General features: G+C 44.2%; 19 protein-coding genes. 2 read left to right on the top strand and 17 right to left on the bottom strand.

The annotated features are described in order from the left end of the window. Positions 1-234: 234 nt before the first annotated feature. Positions 235-555, bottom strand: a complete 321-nt coding sequence (locus EUAN_RS08940; protein WP_071063839.1) for a (2Fe-2S)-binding protein — start codon at positions 553-555, stop codon at positions 235-237. Positions 556-639: 84 nt separating this feature from the next. Further along, entirely contained in the window at positions 640-1350 is a 711-nt protein-coding gene (locus EUAN_RS08945; protein WP_071063905.1) for a pseudouridine synthase, read from the bottom strand. A gap of 164 nt (positions 1351-1514) precedes the next feature. On the opposite strand from EUAN_RS08945, the gene EUAN_RS08950 reads away from it, so the two are divergent. Next, positions 1515-2687, top strand: coding sequence for an NAD(P)/FAD-dependent oxidoreductase (locus tag EUAN_RS08950; protein ID WP_071063840.1), 1173 nt, complete (start codon positions 1515-1517; stop codon positions 2685-2687). Positions 2688-2738: 51 nt separating this feature from the next. Here the strand turns inward: EUAN_RS08950 and EUAN_RS08955 are convergent, their stop codons facing one another. The 15 genes from EUAN_RS08955 to EUAN_RS09025 form a co-directional block, all read right to left on the bottom strand. Further along, a complete protein-coding gene (locus EUAN_RS08955) occupies positions 2739-4145 on the bottom strand; it encodes an NAD(P)/FAD-dependent oxidoreductase (RefSeq protein ID WP_071063842.1) in 1407 nt (468 codons plus the stop codon). Between the two features lie 171 nt (positions 4146-4316). Continuing rightward, complete coding sequence (locus tag EUAN_RS08960) at positions 4317-5867, bottom strand: methyl-accepting chemotaxis protein (protein WP_097678072.1); 1551 nt, start codon at positions 5865-5867, stop codon at positions 4317-4319. A 201-nt stretch (positions 5868-6068) separates the two neighbouring features. Next, the gene (gene typA, locus EUAN_RS08965) at positions 6069-7895 is read right to left on the bottom strand and encodes a translational GTPase TypA (RefSeq protein WP_071063846.1); all 1827 of its coding nucleotides are present in this window, start codon (positions 7893-7895) and stop codon (positions 6069-6071) included. 73 nt (positions 7896-7968) lie between these two features. Next, positions 7969-9885 (bottom strand): YgiQ family radical SAM protein, encoded by a 1917-nt coding sequence (locus EUAN_RS08970; RefSeq protein ID WP_071063848.1) that lies wholly within the window; start codon positions 9883-9885, stop codon positions 7969-7971. Between the two features lie 48 nt (positions 9886-9933). Beyond that, entirely contained in the window at positions 9934-10482 is a 549-nt protein-coding gene (locus EUAN_RS08975) for a YcxB family protein (RefSeq protein ID WP_071063850.1), read from the bottom strand. A gap of 75 nt (positions 10483-10557) precedes the next feature. Continuing rightward, complete coding sequence (cobS, locus tag EUAN_RS08980; RefSeq protein ID WP_084655863.1) at positions 10558-11304, bottom strand: adenosylcobinamide-GDP ribazoletransferase; 747 nt, start codon at positions 11302-11304, stop codon at positions 10558-10560. Positions 11305-11313: 9 nt separating this feature from the next. Beyond that, positions 11314-11865 carry a bifunctional adenosylcobinamide kinase/adenosylcobinamide-phosphate guanylyltransferase gene (gene cobU, locus EUAN_RS08985; protein ID WP_084655870.1) on the bottom strand — a complete coding sequence of 184 codons (552 nt, stop codon included), beginning with the start codon at positions 11863-11865 and terminating at the stop codon, positions 11314-11316. 1 nt (position 11866) lies between these two features. Then, positions 11867-12919 carry a pyridoxal phosphate-dependent aminotransferase gene (locus EUAN_RS08990; protein WP_071063856.1) on the bottom strand — a complete coding sequence of 351 codons (1053 nt, stop codon included), beginning with the start codon at positions 12917-12919 and terminating at the stop codon, positions 11867-11869. Between the two features lie 4 nt (positions 12920-12923). Beyond that, a complete protein-coding gene (gene cbiB / locus EUAN_RS08995; RefSeq protein ID WP_071063858.1) occupies positions 12924-13886 on the bottom strand; it encodes an adenosylcobinamide-phosphate synthase CbiB in 963 nt (320 codons plus the stop codon). Beyond that, positions 13883-14725, bottom strand: a complete 843-nt coding sequence (locus tag EUAN_RS09000) for a cobyric acid synthase (protein WP_084655864.1) — start codon at positions 14723-14725, stop codon at positions 13883-13885. The genes cbiB and EUAN_RS09000 overlap by 4 nt, the downstream gene beginning before the upstream one ends. Positions 14726-14800: 75 nt before the next feature. Then, positions 14801-15763 carry a D-2-hydroxyacid dehydrogenase gene (locus EUAN_RS09005; protein WP_071063860.1) on the bottom strand — a complete coding sequence of 321 codons (963 nt, stop codon included), beginning with the start codon at positions 15761-15763 and terminating at the stop codon, positions 14801-14803. Between the two features lie 16 nt (positions 15764-15779). After that, complete coding sequence (locus tag EUAN_RS09010; RefSeq protein WP_211266338.1) at positions 15780-16052, bottom strand: late competence development ComFB family protein; 273 nt, start codon at positions 16050-16052, stop codon at positions 15780-15782. Between the two features lie 65 nt (positions 16053-16117). Further along, positions 16118-17047 (bottom strand): NAD(P)H-dependent flavin oxidoreductase, encoded by a 930-nt coding sequence (locus EUAN_RS09015; protein WP_245674477.1) that lies wholly within the window; start codon positions 17045-17047, stop codon positions 16118-16120. Between the two features lie 133 nt (positions 17048-17180). After that, the gene (locus EUAN_RS09020; protein ID WP_071063864.1) at positions 17181-17771 is read right to left on the bottom strand and encodes a histidine phosphatase family protein; all 591 of its coding nucleotides are present in this window, start codon (positions 17769-17771) and stop codon (positions 17181-17183) included. A gap of 58 nt (positions 17772-17829) precedes the next feature. Then, complete coding sequence (locus EUAN_RS09025; protein WP_071063866.1) at positions 17830-18222, bottom strand: ATP-binding protein; 393 nt, start codon at positions 18220-18222, stop codon at positions 17830-17832. A gap of 269 nt (positions 18223-18491) precedes the next feature. On the opposite strand from EUAN_RS09025, the gene rd reads away from it, so the two are divergent. After that, positions 18492-18650 carry a rubredoxin gene (rd, locus tag EUAN_RS09030; RefSeq protein WP_071063869.1) on the top strand — a complete coding sequence of 53 codons (159 nt, stop codon included), beginning with the start codon at positions 18492-18494 and terminating at the stop codon, positions 18648-18650. Positions 18651-18662: the final 12 nt, after the last annotated feature.

An 18662-nucleotide genomic window follows, 5' to 3' on the forward strand; every position in this document is an offset into this window, starting at 1 on the left:
CCTAATTAGAGCCCTGAGGCTCCACTCTTTGATTGTAACGTCATCAACGCAGCTCCCTTTCGGGGCGGGCTCAAGGTTAGTCTTCAACTTGCATCCACTAGAAGCGATTCCAGCCATGTCGCCTCTTCTCTTGAGCGGAAACTCAAATCTACTCGTCCTTTCAATGCCTTTGTATCACTTTTGTCAATAACTATATTATATTGATCAGCCCGACTCTTGTCAATACACTGAGAGCTATCTTCCTAGCTCTATTATGTTCGCCACAAGCGCCTTGCATCTTCCGCAGTCAAGCCCTGCCCCTGTGTGCTCGCCGACACCCTCGACTGTGTTTATTCCAGATTTTACTGCGTCTACAACGGATTTTAGCGACACGTCTCTGCATCCACATACTGAAGCTAGTATTCCAGGAAGCTCTGATTTGCATCCTTCGCACTCGTTGCAGATTCCAGCCATCTCCACTACCTCTTCCGCAGTTCTAGCTCCCCCGCACATTGCCTTTCTTATATCAGAATACTCCACGTTGTTTGTTGTACATATAGTTCTGTTTCCTGCCAAAATAATCATCTCCTTGTATAATGTTTACTTCCATCCAAATACCATCTTATCATAGTCGTATGCTCTTTTTCAGCTCAAGTTTTTTCATTTTTTTCGCCTCAGGGTGTTCACTTCTGTGCTGTTTAGATATCTCCACTTCCCTGTTGGAATGTCTCCTAGCTTCAGTCTGTCTATCCTGACCCGCTTAAGCTTTACTACCTCGTATTTATGGACCTGGCACATCCTTCTTATCTGGCGGTTTAGCCCCTGGGAAAGCACTATCGCAAAGCTTCTGTCGTTTACGCGCTTGATTTTGCAAGGCCTTGTCTTTTCGTGCTTCTTCTTGACCGGGTTGTATATTGTCACACCATCAGCCATGGACTTCAGGAAAGTTTCTGTTATGGGTCTATCCACCGTCACAACATACTCTTTCTCATGGTTGTTTTCGGCCCTGAGTATCTCGTTCACTATGCTTCCGTCGTTCGTAAGCAGTATAAGTCCTTCCGACTCCTTGTCCAGCCTTCCAATGGGAAATATCCTCTCTCTATGGTTTACATAGTCCACTATATTGCCCTTTACATGATTCTCCGTGGTGCATGTGATGCCCGCCGGCTTGTTCAAGGCTATATACAGGGCCTTTGGCTTTTTCTTGTCCACTATGAGCTTTCCATTTACCTTTACAGCGTCTCCGTCTTCAACCTGCTGGCCTACAGATGCCCGTTTCCCATTCACCGTGACCTTGCCCGCTTCTATCAGTTTATCTGCTTCTCTTCTCGAGCATATTCCACTAGAGCTTATATAGCTATTCAGTCTCATCTTCAATCCTCGCCTCTTGTTTTTATTTTCTATACTATAGTATCTCATATTCCGCAATTATTTCAATGCATATTGCAAGCCATCTCTTCACCTATCCGTTTTTTCTCTCAGAAATATGGGTAGGTATGTAAATGTGAACTTAAAGTCTATAAGGGGGAATACAATTGAAGAATATAGTCATCATAGGAAGTGGAGTAGGCGGGCTGACAGTGGCTCAGACTATTAGGGCTTCTGATTCAGAATCTGATATTACAATAGTTGGAGCGGAGGATTTCTATCCCTACAACAGAATAAAGCTGTCCAAGTCCTTGGAAAAAGATGTGACAGAAGATGAGCTTCTCATAAAGCCTAAAAGCTGGTATTTAGAAAACAATATAATGCTCTTAAAAGGCATCTCCATGAAGAGTATCTCTAGCTCGGAGAAAAAAGTGTATCTTTCAAACGGCAAAAGCCTAAAATACGACAAGCTTGTGCTGGCGTCTGGAGCCAAGAGCTTTGTTCCTCCTGTGGAGGGCGTCGATTTAAAAGGTGTCTTCTCCCTCAGAACACTGGACGATTCCTGGGCCATAAGGGACTACATGGTGAATGTCCAGAATGTGCTCGTAGTCGGGGGCGGAGTTCTAGGGCTTGAAAACGCTTATTCCCTGGCAAAGCAAGGAAAGAAAGTAGCTGTGGCCGAGATGGCCGACTGGCTTATGCCCAAGCAGCTTGACCGCGAGGCTTCCGAGATCCTTGAATCCAAGCTCCGCGATGCTGGCGTAGAGATTATGTTTGGAGCTTCCGCCTCCAAGCTACTTGGTGGCGACTCTGTAGAAAGCTACGAGACTTCTGACGGCAAGCAGCACCCTGCCGAAATGGTCATCTTCTCCACTGGAATACGTCCGAATACTGATATAGAGATAGATGCAGAGCTTGAAACAAACAGGGGGATAGTTGTGAATTCCAAAATGGAGACTAGCGTAGAAGACATATACGCCGTAGGAGACGTAGCTGAGTTTGACGGAAGGGTTTACGGACTTTGGAGCATCTCTACTCTGCAGGCTAAAGTGGCCGCCGAGAACATACTTGGGATTGGCTCAGAGTTTAAAGACGGCTCTCCTATGATGAGTCTAAACTCCTTTGGGCTCTACCTTTTCTCTGTGGGTAACATCTCGCCTGAAAATCCGGACTACACGCTGACTGGCGATGGTCCTTCCTACAGAAAAGTCGTGGTAAAAGACAGTATGCCCGTAGGCGGTATTATATTTGACGATGCCAACAAGGCCATAGCGCTTAAGAGGATGATTGAAAAAGGCCAAGCTGCAAGCCGCGAAGAGCTTGAAGCTTTCTTAAAGTAAAAAAGAGGAGTCTGACCTATAGGCCTGACTCCTCTTTTTCTGTGTTTTGCACTATTTTTTTGCGCTCAGCTTCTTTATGATTGTGTTTGCAACCTCTATTCCATTTGCAGAGGCCTGCTGAAGCCCTCTTGTGATTCCAGCTCCGTCTCCCACTGCGTATAGACCCTTTATATTGGTCTTGAACTCAGGAGTCACATCTACCTTGTTGGAGTAGAACTTGACCTCAACTCCGTAAAGCAGCGTCTCGTCGCTCGCCATACCTGGGACTATCTTGTCTAGAGCTTCTATCATCTCTGCTATGTCTAGCATTATTCTGTAAGGAAGTACAAGAGAGAGATCCCCTGGAATTGCATCTTTAAGAGTCGCAACTATGTTGTTTCTAGTTATCCTCTCGTCAGTGCTTCTTCTGCCTCTCTTGAAATCCCCGTATCTTTGAACAAGTATCTTGTTGCCTGCCAGCATGTTTCCAAGCTTGGCTATATGCTTTCCGTACTCTATAGGTGTCTTGAAAGGCTCTGTAAAGTTCATTGAAACAAGCAGAGCAAAGTTCGTGTTTTTAGTCTTCATGTCCTTCGACTTATAGGCATGCCCATTTACTACAGCTAAGTTGTCGTCGTAGTACTCTGTAGCCACTTCTCCAGAAGGGTTAGAGCAGAACACCCTCACTTTGTCGTCAAAAGTAGGCGTGTAGTAGACCATCTTGCCTTCATACATAGTCTCGTTTATCTCTTTCATGACTTCGTCTCTTACTTCCACCCTTACGCCGACGTCTACAGTGCCAACTTTGGTATTGATGCTGTGCTTCTCGCAAACTCCCTTAAGCCACTCCGAGCCCTCTCTTCCTATGGCTATTACTATGTCGTCAGAGTAGTACTCGTCTCCGCCAGTAGTCTTTACTCCAGTCACAACACCGTTCTCCTCTATTATATCTTCAACCATTGTGTTGAAAAGTATCTCCACCCCTTGGTCTATCAGATGCTGCTGAAGGTCTCCGTATATTCTATATCCCTCTTCAGTTCCAAGATGGCGAACTGGACACTCTATAAGTTTCAGATTGCTCACTATGGCCTGCTTCTTTATCTTTTCAATTCTCTCCACTTGATCCACACCATGCACATTTGTGTCGGCTCCAAACTTCAAGTATATGCTGTCCGCTTCATCTATAAGCTCTTTGGCCCTGTCATACCCGAGTATCGCCGGAAGCTCTCCTCCTACGTCTGGCGAAAGCGAAAGCTTTCCGTCAGAATAGGCTCCTGCTCCTGCAAATCCAGTAGTTATAGAGCAAGGCTTGCAGCCTACACATCTCTGTAGTTCCCTCTTCGGACATATTCTCTTCTCTATATTTCTTCCCTTTTCAATCAAAAGTATATTCAAATCACTATTGTATTCTTTCAGTTTATAAGCTGTAAATATCCCCGATGGGCCTGCGCCCACTATTATAGCATCGTATTTTTTCATCTTGTCCCCCATTAAATACAAACGTTTTTAGTTTCAAAAGTTAATATTGTACGTGTTTATCACTCCTACATATTATCAGAGTTTGTATTCACGGTCAAGCCCATTTACGAATATTTAACCGCGATTTTATATTAAAGTACGTAAAAGAGCAGCCCTTAGGCTGCTCTTTTACTAAGCTTTCAACAATGAGTCTATGGAGATTCCAACCTGATAGAGAATAGGACCTTCTCTGTACGCCAAGTACTTGAATATAGATCCATCTTCCGCTCTTCTCTTTACAGGAGTCGACACGTATTTTGTCTTACCCTCCTTCAAAGGTCTAAAACTCGGCTCCACTTCGTAGAGATTTATTCCAGCGCTAGACTTGTCTGAAACTATTCTAGCTGTTCCGCTTTCATCAGTTATCAGAAGGTCGTCGGACTTTATCTCTCTTAGTGCTTTTTCTACATCGCCTTCTTTAAAAGCAGGATATTCGTCTATGATATGCTTTATGTCCTCTAGCATCATATCATCCATAGCTCTTCCCGCCACAAACTGCTGCATTTCTTCAGAAGCCGTATTCAAGTGATGCGATGTCCTCTCCAGCTCCTCTATCCTTTTATCAAGCGCTGTAACTTCACCTTCGGCTTCATCCATGCTGGCCGATATCTCGTTGGAGAAGCTTGTCACCTCAAGTATATCATCCTTTATACTCTCACTCTCTGCGCTGACGTTGAACATATTGTCCTTCATTCCAACCACTTTGTCCACTATCATCTGAAGCCCTTCCTGGATTTTGTTGAATTCCTCTATGGCATTGTTCATAGACTGGTATTCCTCTTCGACGTATTGCACCTCTAACTCCATGTCCTTGGATATATGACCTATGTCCTGCTTCAGAGTGTCCAGCACCTTGGTTATGCCTTTAGAAACCTGACTTGTCTCGCCTGCCAGCTTTCCTACTTCACTCGCAACCACTGCAAATCCCTTTCCATGCTCTCCGGCCCTGGCTGCTTCAATCGAAGCGTTCAGCGCAAGCATATTAGTCTGCTCAGATATGTTGTTTATAAGCTCCACCATGGAAACTATCTCTTCTGAATACTTTCTGAGTTCCTCCACCTTTCCCGAAGTACTGGTCACAAGCTCTTTTGTATTCTGTATCTTTTCTCTGACCTTGTCTGTCTCTTTTATCCCCGCTGTAGCAGAGCTTATAGACTTCTCTGTGAACTCCGCAGTGTCGTCTGTAAGTTCTTTTAGATTTCTAATCGACTCAACTATACTGTCGGTTTTATTGGAAACTTCGCTGAGCATCTGGCATTGCTCTGTAGACTTTTCATTCGCTCTAGAAGTCAGCTCTGAAATGATTCCAAACCTGCTCTTTGCCTCTAGAGAAATTCCAGCTATGTCCCCTGCCGTTCTCATTATATTTGTAGATATGGCAACCTGGCTCTTGAAGTTGCTTCGGAGTTCGTTGAAAACCTTTGAAATCTCTCTGTCTAGTTCGTTTTCTGCATCTAAATTTTTCCTCTTTATCAAGAACTCGTTGCTGCCTATGCTCTTTATATGCTCCACGGCTCTCTCGTCTTCTTTTCCTCCTGCAAACATGGCAATCGCGCCGGCTGACACAACTATAGAAACCACTATAGCTGCCGCCAAGCTACCCATAAAGTAGCTGATTGCAGAAGTCAGAAATATCCCTAATACCAGAACCAGAAGCTTGATTTTGCTTGACTTTTTCATCATACACTCTCCTCTCTAGTGAACAGCTTTGTCTGTGAAAACGTTATCCTTTTGCTGTGCATGGACTTTATCTTTTTTTCACATACAAGTTACTCTATGTATTTTTAGTTACTCCCTAATTATAGCATTTTAAAGCAAAGAGTAGTAGGTTATCCCCACTACTCTTTTAAACAAATATCAACATTTAGCTTTCGTTCTCTATATCTACTTCTTCTTTTGAGACTTGTATCTCAAGTTCTTGTCAAGTATAGCTTTTCTTATTCTAAGGCTCTTTGGAGTAACCTCTACAAGCTCATCGTCGTCTATAAACTCAAGCGACTCCTCTAGACTAAGTCTCTTTGGAGGCGGCAGTCTCAGAGAGTCGTCTGTTCCAGAAGATCTAGTGTTTGTAAGCTGCTTTTTCTTACATATGTTTACTTCTATATCTCCCTGCTTAGCGTTCTGTCCTACTACCATTCCAGAGTAGACCTTCTCTCCTGCTGATATAAACAGTATTCCTCTGTCGGCCGCTGAGTAAAGTCCGTATGCAACAGACTCTCCCGTTTCGAAAGAAACAAGCGATCCCACAGACCTTCTGTTTATCTCGCCTTTATATGGCTGATATCCGTCGAATATAGTGTTTATGATTCCATTACCCTTGGTGTCGGTCATAAACTCCGATCTATATCCTATAAGACCTCTAGCTGGAATTGAAAGCTCTATTCTAGTGTATCCTCCATTCGAAGGATTCATAGTTAGGATCTCGCCTTTCCTATTTCCAAGTTTCTCTATTACAGCTCCTACAAATTCCTCTGGAACGTCTATAGTGGCTCTCTCCATAGGCTCTTGCTTCACTCCGTCTATTACTTTAAAAAGCACCTCTGGCTTTGAAACCTGGAACTCATATCCTTCTCTTCTCATGTTCTCTATCAGTATTGAAAGGTGAAGCTCCCCTCTTCCTGAAACTCTGAAAGAGTCAGTCGAATCTGTGTCCTCTACCTTGAGTCCTACGTCTGTCTGAAGCTCTTTGTAAAGTCTGTCTCTAAGCTGTCTTGAAGTTATAAACTTACCTTCTAGACCTGCAAGCGGGCTGTTGTTTACAGCGAAGTTCATAGATAGAGTAGGTTCTGATATCTTCACGAAAGGAAGTGGCTCAGGGCTCTCTACAGCACATATAGTGTCTCCTATGTTGATTCCCTCAACTCCCGAAACAGCTATTATATTACCGGCTGAAGACTCCGTAGTTTCAACTCTCTCAAGTCCTTCGAACTGGTATATCTTTGTAATTCTGACTTTTTTGCTCTTGGTCTCGTCTTCATAGTTCAGTATAACTGCCTCTTGGTTCAGCTTTATAGTTCCTCTTTCAACTTTTCCTATCCCTATTCTTCCCACATACTCGTTGTAGTCTATAGTAGATATAAGCAGCTGAAGTGGGTCTTCCTCGCTTCCCTCAGGCGCAGGTATAAAGTCTATTATAGTCTCAAATAGAGCTTTCATGTTCTCGTCTTGCTTCTCCATATCTAGGGAAGCAGTTCCGTTTTTAGCTGATGCGTATACAAATGGGCACTCCAGCTGGCTGTCGTCGGCTCCAAGCTCTATAAACAGGTCTAGAACTTCGTCTATTACCTCGTTTGGTCTAGCCTCTGGTCTGTCTATCTTGTTTATGCAGACTATAACCGGAAGCTTTAGCTCTAGGGCTTTCTTAAGCACAAACTTAGTCTGAGGCATAGGTCCTTCAAACGCATCTACCACAAGTACAACTCCATTTACCATCTTGAGCACACGCTCCACCTCGCCACCGAAGTCGGCATGTCCTGGAGTGTCTATTATGTTTATCTTCTTATCTCCATACTGTATTGCTGTATTTTTAGAGAGTATAGTTATACCTCTCTCTTTCTCTATATCGTTTGAATCCATTACCCTTTCCTGCACATTCTGGTTTTCCCTGAATGTACCGCTTTGCCTTAGAAGTCCGTCTACAAGCGTAGTCTTTCCGTGGTCAACGTGAGCTATTATGGCGATATTTCTGATATCTTTTATACTGTTTTTCAAATTTACTCCTACTTTCTCGTTCAAAGTTTTTTTATTTCTAACCTTGTAATTTTATCACAGTAAAGCTCTATCTTCAAAACTTTTTTCTAGGCTTAGAGCTTTTTCTGCTTTTTTCCCTATTGCTTTTAGAGTTCTTCGTATCCCTGTTTCCTGAAGCCTCTCTTTTCCCAGCAGCATTCCCCCTGCTGTTTGATTCATTTCTTCTAGGCCTTATGAGGCAGTGCTTTTCAAAGCCCACAAGGTCCATCCTTCCGCCTTTCTTAAGCGCCTCAAGTACAAGGTCGTAGTTTTTAGGGTTTCTGTACTGTATAAGCGCCCTCTGCATGGCCTTTTCATGTGGGGACTTAGGCACGTAGACCTTCTTCATAGTTCTAGGGTCCAGCTCTGTATAGTACATGCAGGTGGAAAGCGTAGAAGGTGTTGGGTAGAAGTCCTGAACCTGTTCAGGCATATACCCTAAATCTCGCAAATATTCAGCCAGCTCTATGGCTTCCTTGAGCGTCGAGCCTGGATGGCTTGACATAAGGTATGGCACTATAAACTGGTTCATTCCAAGATCTGCGTTCAGCTTCTTGTACTTGTTTACAAACTTTTCGTAGACTTCCTTTCTAGGCTTGCCCATCTTCTCGAGCACTTCTCTGGACACATGCTCTGGGGCCACTTTAAGCTGTCCACTTATATGGTGCTCGCAGAGTTCCTTGAAGAAAGTATCGTCCTTGTCGTGGATCAGATAGTCATACCTTATCCCTGACCTTACAAAGACCTTCTTTACTTTAGGTATCTCTCTCAGCTTTCTCAGAAGCTTCAAGTAGTCCATATGGTCTATCTTAAGGCTCTTGCAAGGGTTGGGATATAGACACTCTCTGTCTTTGCACACACCGTGCTTTACCTGCTTTTCGCAGGCCCTGTCCCTGAAGTTAGCAGTAGGTCCTCCAACGTCGTGTATATATCCTTTGAAGTCTGGGTCCCAAACTATCTGCTCAGCCTCGTTCTCTATTGACTTGTGGCTTCTCGACTGTACAACCCTTCCCTGGTGGAATGCAAGCGCGCAGAAATTACAGTTTCCAAAGCAACCTCTGTTGCTTATAAGGCTGAACTTGACTTCCTCTATCGCCGGTATACCACCCTTCTCCCTGTAGATCGGGTGGTAGTCTCTCATATAGGGAAGTGCGTATACAGCGTCGAGTTCGCTCTGCTCCATAGGCTCAGGCGGCTCGTTCTGGACTACATAGTAGTCCTTGTACTCCTCTACAAGCGGCTTCGATGTGATGGAGTCCAAGTTTTTCGACTGCACCATAAAGCTTTCTGCATACTTTTTCTTGGACTCAAGTATCTCGTCGTAAGTCGGCAGGAATATGGGCTCGTAAGCCCTGTCTCTATCCTTTGTCTTGTAGACCGTTCCCTTTATATAGGTTATCTCATTCACAGGAATCCCGCTTTCAAGCGACTCTGCCACTTCAACTATCTGCTTTTCTGCCATCCCGTACACTATCATATCGGCCTTTGAATCCAGAAGTATAGATCTTCTGACTTTGTCGTCCCAGTAGTCGTAGTGGGCAAGTCTTCTTAAGCTGGCCTCTATTCCCCCCAGTATTATAGGCACGTCTTTGTAGGCTTCCCTCACCTTCTGGGAGTATACTATAGTGGCCCTGTCAGGCCTATGGCCCATCTCGCCTCCCGGAGAGTACATGTCCTTCTTTCTCCGCTTCTTGGCCACCGAGTAGTGGTTGACCATGGAGTCTATATTTCCGCTCGCCACCAAAAATGCCAGTTTCGGCTTCCCAAGCCTCTTGAAGTCCTTCAGCTTCTTCCAGTCAGGCTGAGCTATTATCCCCACTTTGTAACCGTGGCTTTCAAGCACTCTCCCTATTATGGCGACTCCGAAAGATGGATGGTCCACATACGCATCTCCCGAAACTATTACAAAGTCGAGCTCGCTCCATCCCCTCTTCTCCATATCGCCTCTACTTATCGGTAGAAAGTCTTTCATTTTTTTCCTCCTATTCCTAAAATAAAAAAGCATGTCTCCATGCTTTTACTACTTAAACTCCAAATCTCTCTTAGTCATCTTCTGCTCTACTTTCGACTTAAATTCAGCCATCTCAGCTTCATCTGCAAAAGCTTTCTTCGGAACTATATAAGCCATTTCGTTGCTTATATAGAGGTAGAATCTCTCTTCATCCTCTCCAAGTATGCCTATAGCCTTCCACTTTATCTTTACTTCTCCGCTTTTGTTTTTCAGAATCAGACCGTCGCTTGTCTCCTGCAGCGTGTACTCTCCAGTTATAGTCTGTCCGTTCTCCTCTGCTGCCCTTATGTTCTTCACTATCCTGCTTTTCAGAGTGTGCTTAAAGCCTTTGTTGAAGAATATAACCCAGATAAGCCAAACTATTCCGAACATAGGAAGCGTAGTTGTAAAAGGCCTTCCGAACAGAACTCTCATTAGAACAGGCACAAGCAGGAATATCGCTGACACCAAAAACCTCTGTATAAAAAGGTTTTTTTTGAACTTTGGGGAATTATCTGCATGGTATAGATTGAACTCCACGTAGTCTTCCTCGCTTAGATTAAACGTCCATCTCTTCATATCATTCTCCTTATCGTTTCACTTTTTTCCTCTAGTTTAAATGATACCTTATTTCATCCCTATTTTAAAGGGCTCTTAGCTTAAAAAAGCCATTATTTTTGTGGCTGAATAGAGCCCGAATAGAAAAGTCGCCTGTGACAGCTCTATAGAGCAGCCTATAGTGTCTCCCGTAATTCCGCCTACAGTGCTTGAGACTTTTTTCGCCATGGCCAAAGTTATAGCAGCCGAGAACAATAGTCCTATAAGCCCAGGAAGCCCGAAAAAATAAGCTGCCACAACTGACGATGAAATCGTCCCAACTGCCATCTCCAGGTTTCCGCATCTGTCCACGAATACTTTTCCCATTCCGTCAGGCCTAGCGTATATGTTTCTGCCGCTTACGAGCAACGACACCGACCTTCCCACAATCGGAAACACAAGGTATGCAGTTTCAGGAAGGTAATGTGAGTTCACAATTCCAAAGCCCATCACGGCTATTATCCCAAGCACCCCAAATGCGCCTATATGACTGTCTTTCATTATCTCAAGCACCCTGTCTCTATCTCTGTTGCTGTATATTCCATCGAAAGTGTCAGCCAGTCCGTCTATATGGAGCCCTCCTGTGATCCCCAAGTAGAGCAACCATACTGAGACGTTCACCACTCCTCTGTCGAACTCGAAGATGCCCATGCCATAGGAAAGCCCGTAAAGCAGACTCCCAATCAACAGTCCGACTAGCGGCATATACTTTATGCCTTTAGCCATCTCCTCCTCGTTGTAGTCCACCTTGAAGGGAAGAGGTATCCTGGTCAGAAAAAGCACCATTATAGCCAGTCTGTTCATGATCTCCACCTACTTCAGCCTACTAGGGATTCCCAGAAACACCATGTAGACCTCGTCAGCTACATGCGCCAGATACTGGTTAACTCTCCCAGAGATATCCCTGAAAGCCGACCCAAGCCTAGTATCTGGAACTATCCCAAGACCCACTTCATTGCTCACTACTACAATGTCTTTTCCCGAGCTCTCCACAGCTTCAAGAAGTGTCTCTATCTCGCTCATTATGCTGTCTTCAAGCCTGTCGAAGTCTTCCATAGTGGCCGTGTCAAAGTCCAGCTCACTCTCCAGCATCTGGTTTGAAATTAGGAGAGTCATGCAGTCTAGCAGCACCAGTTCCGAGCTTTCAAACTCCTCTTTTACTCTTAGCTCCGAAAAGCCACTGTGCATTTCAAGCGTCTTCCATTCGCCTGGCCTCTCTATCCTGTGAAGCTCTATCCTGTGCTTCATGCCTTCGTCAAAAGCTATGGCTGTAGCAAGGTAGACCACACTTTTCCCGCTGTCCAAAGCCAGATTCTCTGCAAATCTGCTCTTTCCGCTTCTAGCTCCTCCACTTATAAGCACCATCTTACCCAAGCTCTCCACCACCTCTATACATCTTCATATTCTCCAAAAGCTCCTCATTTTCCTTTCTCCTTCTCACGGCAAGCCTTATGTAGCTTTCATCCAAACCATAGAAGTCGCTGCAAGTCCTTATATAGAAGCCCCTCTCTCCAAGATGTTGCTGAAGCTCTGTCGAACTTCCAGCTTTAAGCTTGCAGAGCACAAAGTTGGCCTCCGAGCTGTATGTCTCCAGATATGGCAGGCCAGAAAGCGAATCCATAAACCTCTCTTTTTCACCTCTGTACCAGCTCTCCGTGCGCTCTCTGTACTCCTCGTCCTCCAGATAGGACTCAAGCGTCGCTATGGCCATGCTGTTTACGCTCCAGGGCTCCTTTATCTTGTTCATGGCCTCAACTATATCTCTATGACCCACGCCGTAACCTATTCTGATTCCAGGCACTCCGTATATCTTGGTCACAGACCTAAGTACAAAAAGCTTATGGTCTCTAGCCATGTCTATAGAGCTCTCTCTGTCTGAAAACTCTATAAAGGACTCATCTAAAAAAAGTGTAGCGCTTAGCTTTTCAAGCCCTTCGAGCAAGTCCTCCACCGCTCGTTTTTCAAGCGCTCCTCCAGTGGGATTGTTGGGGCTGCATATATACACGGCTTCAGCTGAAACTTCCGCAGCTCTCTTCAAAAGCGCCTCTCTGTCTAGCTTGAAATACGGCTTTTCAAGGCAGTGCCTGTGCACTTTCCCTCCGACTATCTCCACCGACTTGGCGTACTCCGTGAAGGTAGGCTCGACCACCAAAGCCTGCTTTATGCCCAAGGCCCTTGAAAACAAGTATATGAGCTCTGTAGCGCCGTTTCCAACTATTATCTCTTCTCGATTTAGGCCCAGTTGCTCTGAAAGCAGTTTTACGGATTCCTCTGCACCTATCTGCGGGTATTTCTCCAGCTCGTCTATAGAGCTCAAAAGCCTCTCTTTCAACGCATCCGATACACCTAGTGGATTTATATTTATGCTGTAGTCCACTACGCTGTTCTCGCCTCTGTATCCCCCATGTGTATTGTACATAATATCACCTCAGTTTCATGGTATATATGACGGCTATTGCAGCTATCATCAGCAGTTCCGCTATATACATAATCTTTATGGCCTTAAGTATGTCGTCCGGCCTTATCTCCCTGATTCTATCACCTATAGTCGGCTTGTATACCGACTCTCCAAAGTACACATTTGTGCCCCCAAGCTGTATGTTCAGTAGTCCGGCAACTGCACTTTCCGGGTATCCGCAGTTGGGACTTTTATGGTTTCTTCTGTCGCGAATTATGGTCTTTATTCCGTTTATAAAGTTGTATCTCAACACAATGCCGGCAACTGCCATAAGAGCGCTTCCAATCCTGGCAGGAATGTAGTTTAATATGTCGTCGCATTTGGCAGATGCATACCCCAACTCTCCATATCTCTCATTTTTATATCCCACCATGGAGTCTAGAGTGTTGACTGTCTTGTATATATACACAAGCTCTACAGGCAGGCCCAGAAAAAGACCCACGCCTATGTAGAAGAGAGGAGCCAGCACTCCGTCCACAGTGTTCTCGGCAACAGTCTCCACAGTAGCCCTCGTCACTTCCTCAGAACTTAGCTCACTTGTCTCTCTTCCCACAAGATAGCCTATCTTAATCCTTGCTTGCTCTAGGTTTCCATCCTTCAGCTCTCTGTACACTTTTCTCGATTCTACATCCAAGCACTTTGAGGCAAGGGATGTATATAGTATATAGCAACTTAGTAGGTCCGAAAACAGGGGACTGATTCGGCCTGAAAGCCTCAGCATAATCGAAATCACGGCTGTTACTCCTATTACAGAGCCTCCAAGCAGAAAAAAGCCTCCAAGCTTCAAATTTGAAACGCTGGACCTTATTCTGTCTTCCTGGTACTTTATCCACTTCCCTATATACCTTATGGGATGCGGAATGCTGTATGGGTCTCCAAATATGAAGTCAGCCACAGATGCAATTAAGACTAAGAGCAGTTCCTTCATTCCTTGCCCTCTATTATCCTGTCCAGCGCCTCCATGTCCAGATGTTTCTCCACAAAGCAGGCGAGTTTTTCGTACTCCGCATCTCTAAGCTCGTCGTCATCTATCCTCTCGCCGGCAGTCCCGGATATCAAGCTGTCCTCTTCTTCCAGATTTATCTCTGTGTAGGGAAGCACGCCAAGACAAGGTATCCCTAGGCGATTCTCCAGCTCTTCAATTCCAGGCCTCAGTATATCTACATCTCCTCTAAACTTGTTTATCACAAAGGCCTTTATTCTGGCTCTATCGCTTTCATCTAGAATCATAGCTGTGCCGTATATAGATGCGAAAACTCCGCCTCGTTCTATGTCTCCCACCAAGATCACAGGGGCGTCAACCATATGCGCAAGCCCCATGTTGACATAGTCATTTTCCCTCAAGTTTATCTCTGCAGGACTTCCAGCTCCCTCTATGACCAGAAGATCGTACCTAGACTCCAGGTCTCTGTAGCACTCCTCTACGGCAGACTTGAACTCTGATTTCTCACTGTAGTATCTTCTAGCCTCGTAGTCTCTATACTCTGCTCCTTTTAGTATGAGCGTGCTGCCTGTGTCTGTTTTAGGCACCAGGAGCACCGGATTCATACTGTACTCCGGCTTCGCCTTGGCACTTTCGGCCTGCACAACTTGAGACCCTGCTATATATGATCCATCCTCTAATTTCACTTTGTTTCTAGTCATGTTCTGGGACTTAAAGGGCGATACGCTGATCCCCCTGTTGGCATAGATTCTGCAGAGCGAAGTCGTAACTATGCTCTTTCCCGCACTCGATGAAGTTCCCTGTATCATTATATTTCTGGCCAAAATTCTTCCTCCCCGCTTAAAATTTCAAGGCATTACAGGGCCTGACGCTCTGTAATGCCTTCTCTCTTTTAACTGCTATTGATGTTTAACTACATTTCTTGGCTTTCCTTCTGTAAAAGCCTGTATGTTCTTTATTATCTCCCCGACAAGCCTCTCTCTAGACTCGATGCTTCCCCAAGCTATATGAGGCGTGAGCACAAGCTTTTCCATATTCCTCACGCGATAAAGCGGGCTCTGCTCAGTAAGCGGCTCAACTTCAAACACGTCAAGACAGGCACCACCTATGTATCCACGGTTCAGGGCTTCTGCCAAGTCACTCTCTTTGACTATCGGACCTCTGGCCACATTTATGAGTATAGAAGTAGACTTCATCTTCTTTAGATTCTCTATATTTATAAGGTGCTCTGTATCACCGTTAAGCGGCGCATGTATCGAGACTATATCGCTGTTAGAAAGCAATTCGTCTAGTTCTAGTCTTCTGTAAGGCGTCTCTCTGTCTCTTCCGCTTGCAGAATAATAGGAGACTTCCGCCCCAAATGCAGTCGCCACTTCCGCCACCTTAGAGCCTATGTTTCCAAGCCCTATTATACCCCAACTTTTGCCTTCAAGTTCTGGAAAAGGACTCTTCAGATTGGTGAAGTTTCCGCTTGCGCCGTACTTTCCTGATTTCACAAATCTGTCTTGAATATCTATCCTACTGAACATGTGGAAAAGCATTGAAAAAGTATGCTGGACAACACTAGGTGTCGAGTAGCCTGCAACATTGCATACAGTTATGCCTCTTTCGAGTGTATAGTCTATATCCACGTTGTTGTATCCAGTGGCCGTAAGGCATATCAGCTTCAAGTTTTTCAAGTTCTTCAGGTTTTCCCTGTTCAGTCTCACCTTGTTTGTGACCAGGACTTCCTTGTCCGCAAGTCTAGTTCCAACCTCAGCTTCGCGTATATTCTGAAAGTACTCAACTTCTCCAAACTGCTCTAGTCCACTGAGATTCATATCTTCTCCAAGCGTCCTTCTATCTAACACAGCTATTTTCATAAAAATTCCCCCTGTTTCAATGCCCTCTAGGATTTTTCCTGACTATCTCTACAGCTTTAACTATCTCCTGTATTATGCTGAGCTTAAACTGAGGCTCTAGCATCTTGACCTTGTTGTAGGCCTCTCCCCTATGGCTCACATAGTACATAGTCGGCAGATTGTTAAGCGCTATGGCCTTTATGTCCATCTTGAACCTCTCTTCTTCCTTATATGGACAGTCGTAGTCCCTAAGCACATTCACCATAAGCTCATCCACAAGAGTCTCCATGTAGTTCTTTAATTCAACCAAACCGGTCCCTCCTAAAAAAGATATATAGCTATCTTTTACCCAGTTTGTTCAGCTTGAACTGGTTATCAATCAAATATTTTCTTAAATCTTTCAAATACTTCCTTTACAGATATTATAGAGTCTATTCTCCAAGCCTCTGTGCCGGCAAAGAGTATACCCTCTTCTCTATCTCCTTCTTTTCCCTTTATCAGCCTGTCTCTTATGCAGTACTTCCTGCTGCATTTTTTGAGGCAGTTGGTGCATTCCAGCGGCGCATCGGGATTGCCCTCCAAGACCTTCTCCACGAACTTTCCTCTTATAGAGTTCGCCGGAAGCCCTGCTGAGCTCATTATCTTCACTATGTCGTCTTTTTCAAGCTCTAAGTAAGCCTGCTTGTACTCCTCCGCTACATTGCTCTCGAAAGTGGCTACAAACCTGCTCCCCATCTGGATTCCGTCAGCTCCAAGCTCAAGCATTCTCCTGCCGTCCTCTGGAGTTATAATTCCACCTGCTCCAAATACAGGTATACTCACAGCCTCTTTTATTTCCTTCACTATATCCCAAGAGTCTAGCTCTGTTCCAAGATGCCCTCCGGCGTTTCCACCTTCAGCAACCACTGCCGCAGCGCCCAGCTTCTCGGATATCTTTGCAAGCTTTACAGAAGACACTATAGGTATTACAGGTATGTTGTTCTTTCTGCCTATCTCAAATATGTCTCTTGAAAATCCTGCTCCAAAAGTTATGAAATCTATCTTTTCCTTTATAGCTATATTTATAAGTTCGATAAAATTGCTAACAGCATACATCACATTTATCCCTATGGCTCCGTTGCCTTCCGAGATCTCTTTAGCAGCTCTTATCTCTCTCTTAAGTTCTTCTTCTCCTAGTCCTGTTCCGGCTATGACTCCCATTCCGCCTTCCCTAGCTACACTGCCCGCCAGTTTGGAAAGAGACACTCTTATAGCCATCCCTCCCTGTATGATAGGATACTTTATATCTAAATCTCCAATTTTCATCAGCTCAACCTCCTATTAAGATTATATCATCTTTCAAATTAAAATAACACTAGATTTTACTAACTGGTATTAGTAGTAGGTTATTAAATAGAGATAAAAAAAAGATGTGAAAACACATCTTAAGCTTTTATGGCTAATCCATGGGCACTATTTTTTTTATAAATCCAAAGTCCTTTTCATACTCAATCTCGGTGTAGGAGCCGTTCTTGCACTGAAAATGCCATATCTTCTTGAGGGGAAGGTCGAGCAAATAGGTTATTACTGTCTGTATAACCGCTCCATGCGTCACAACTATGCAGTCTTCATCTCTCTCTATAAGGCCGTCTATAAACGGTACTACCCTCTCTTTAAGTTCCACAAGGTTTTCTCCGCCTGGAAGTTTGAAATGCACATAGTCTCTGTTCCAAGCTTCCCAATCCTCTTTGAATTCAGCCATTATCTCGCCACTAGTCTTTTTCTCGAACAGCCCGAAATTTATCTCCTTCAGCTCCGGCTTTATTATAATCCCCTTTTTCAGGCTCTTTGCTATATAACTTGCAGTTGTCTTGGCTCTTAGCAGAGGGCTTGCGTATATCCTATCTATATTTTCATATTTTTCTAGACATCTTCCGAGACTTACGCACTGCACCCTTCCTCGCTCTGTAAGCGGGTAGTCTGTCCATCCGCTGAATATCTTGTTCTCGTTGGCCACGGTCTCCCCGTGCCTCACAAGTATTATCTTCAAAAAAACACCTCCAAACGTCAAAAGACACCAACTACCCGATATAATTGATGTCCTCTGTCTACGATAGATATTTAACTACAGAAACGCCTTCGTCTGATATGCTGAGTTCATCGCTCAGACCGTCCACTATGAAAAGCCCTCTCCCCGAAGACTTCATGTCGAGCGGGTCGTAAGAGTCCCTGTCGTACTCGAACCCATGACCTTCGTCCATGACCTTTATCTGTATATTGTTGTCTTCTATCAAGACCCTCAGCTCAACTTTCTTGTTTTCATCCAGCTTGTTTCCGTGTATAACACCATTTACCACTAGTTCGTTGAGTATAAGTCTTAGGTCAAACATAAGGTCTTCATTTTTTAGCAACTTGTTTAGCTGCTCGACTATATCTTCAAGATTATTCTTGACGTCATCTAAATCACTCTTTATTTTAAGTATCTTTTCATATTTCAACATGGCTACCCCATCCTCAATTTCTATTTTCTTCTTAGTCTTATAATACCCACATACTAGAATTCATAAACCCAAAATAGCTCTCAAAACACATTTCATTTTCGTAAAATTTAGCCTCTTAGCTCTAGTCAATCCCGATTTAACGAGTATATTTTATCATAAAAAGGGGTGAATTAAACATCATTTTTTATCTTGTTTATTGAAAATTTTTTTGGGTATAATTCTACCTGTAAGACAATTTACCATTAATTCTATATGAGAGGAGTGTTTTTATGGACAAGTATGTTTGCATCCCTTGCGGATACATATATGACCCCGAAGAGGGAGATCCAGACGGAGGTATAGCACCAGGCACTGCTTTTGAAGATATCCCTGATGATTGGGTTTGCCCTATATGCGGTGTTGACAAGAGCAACTTCGAAAAACAATAAACCATAAAAAAG

The sequence above is a fragment of the Andreesenia angusta genome (assembly GCF_001855385.1).
Classification (GTDB): Bacteria; Bacillota; Clostridia; order Tissierellales; family Gottschalkiaceae; genus Andreesenia; species Andreesenia angusta.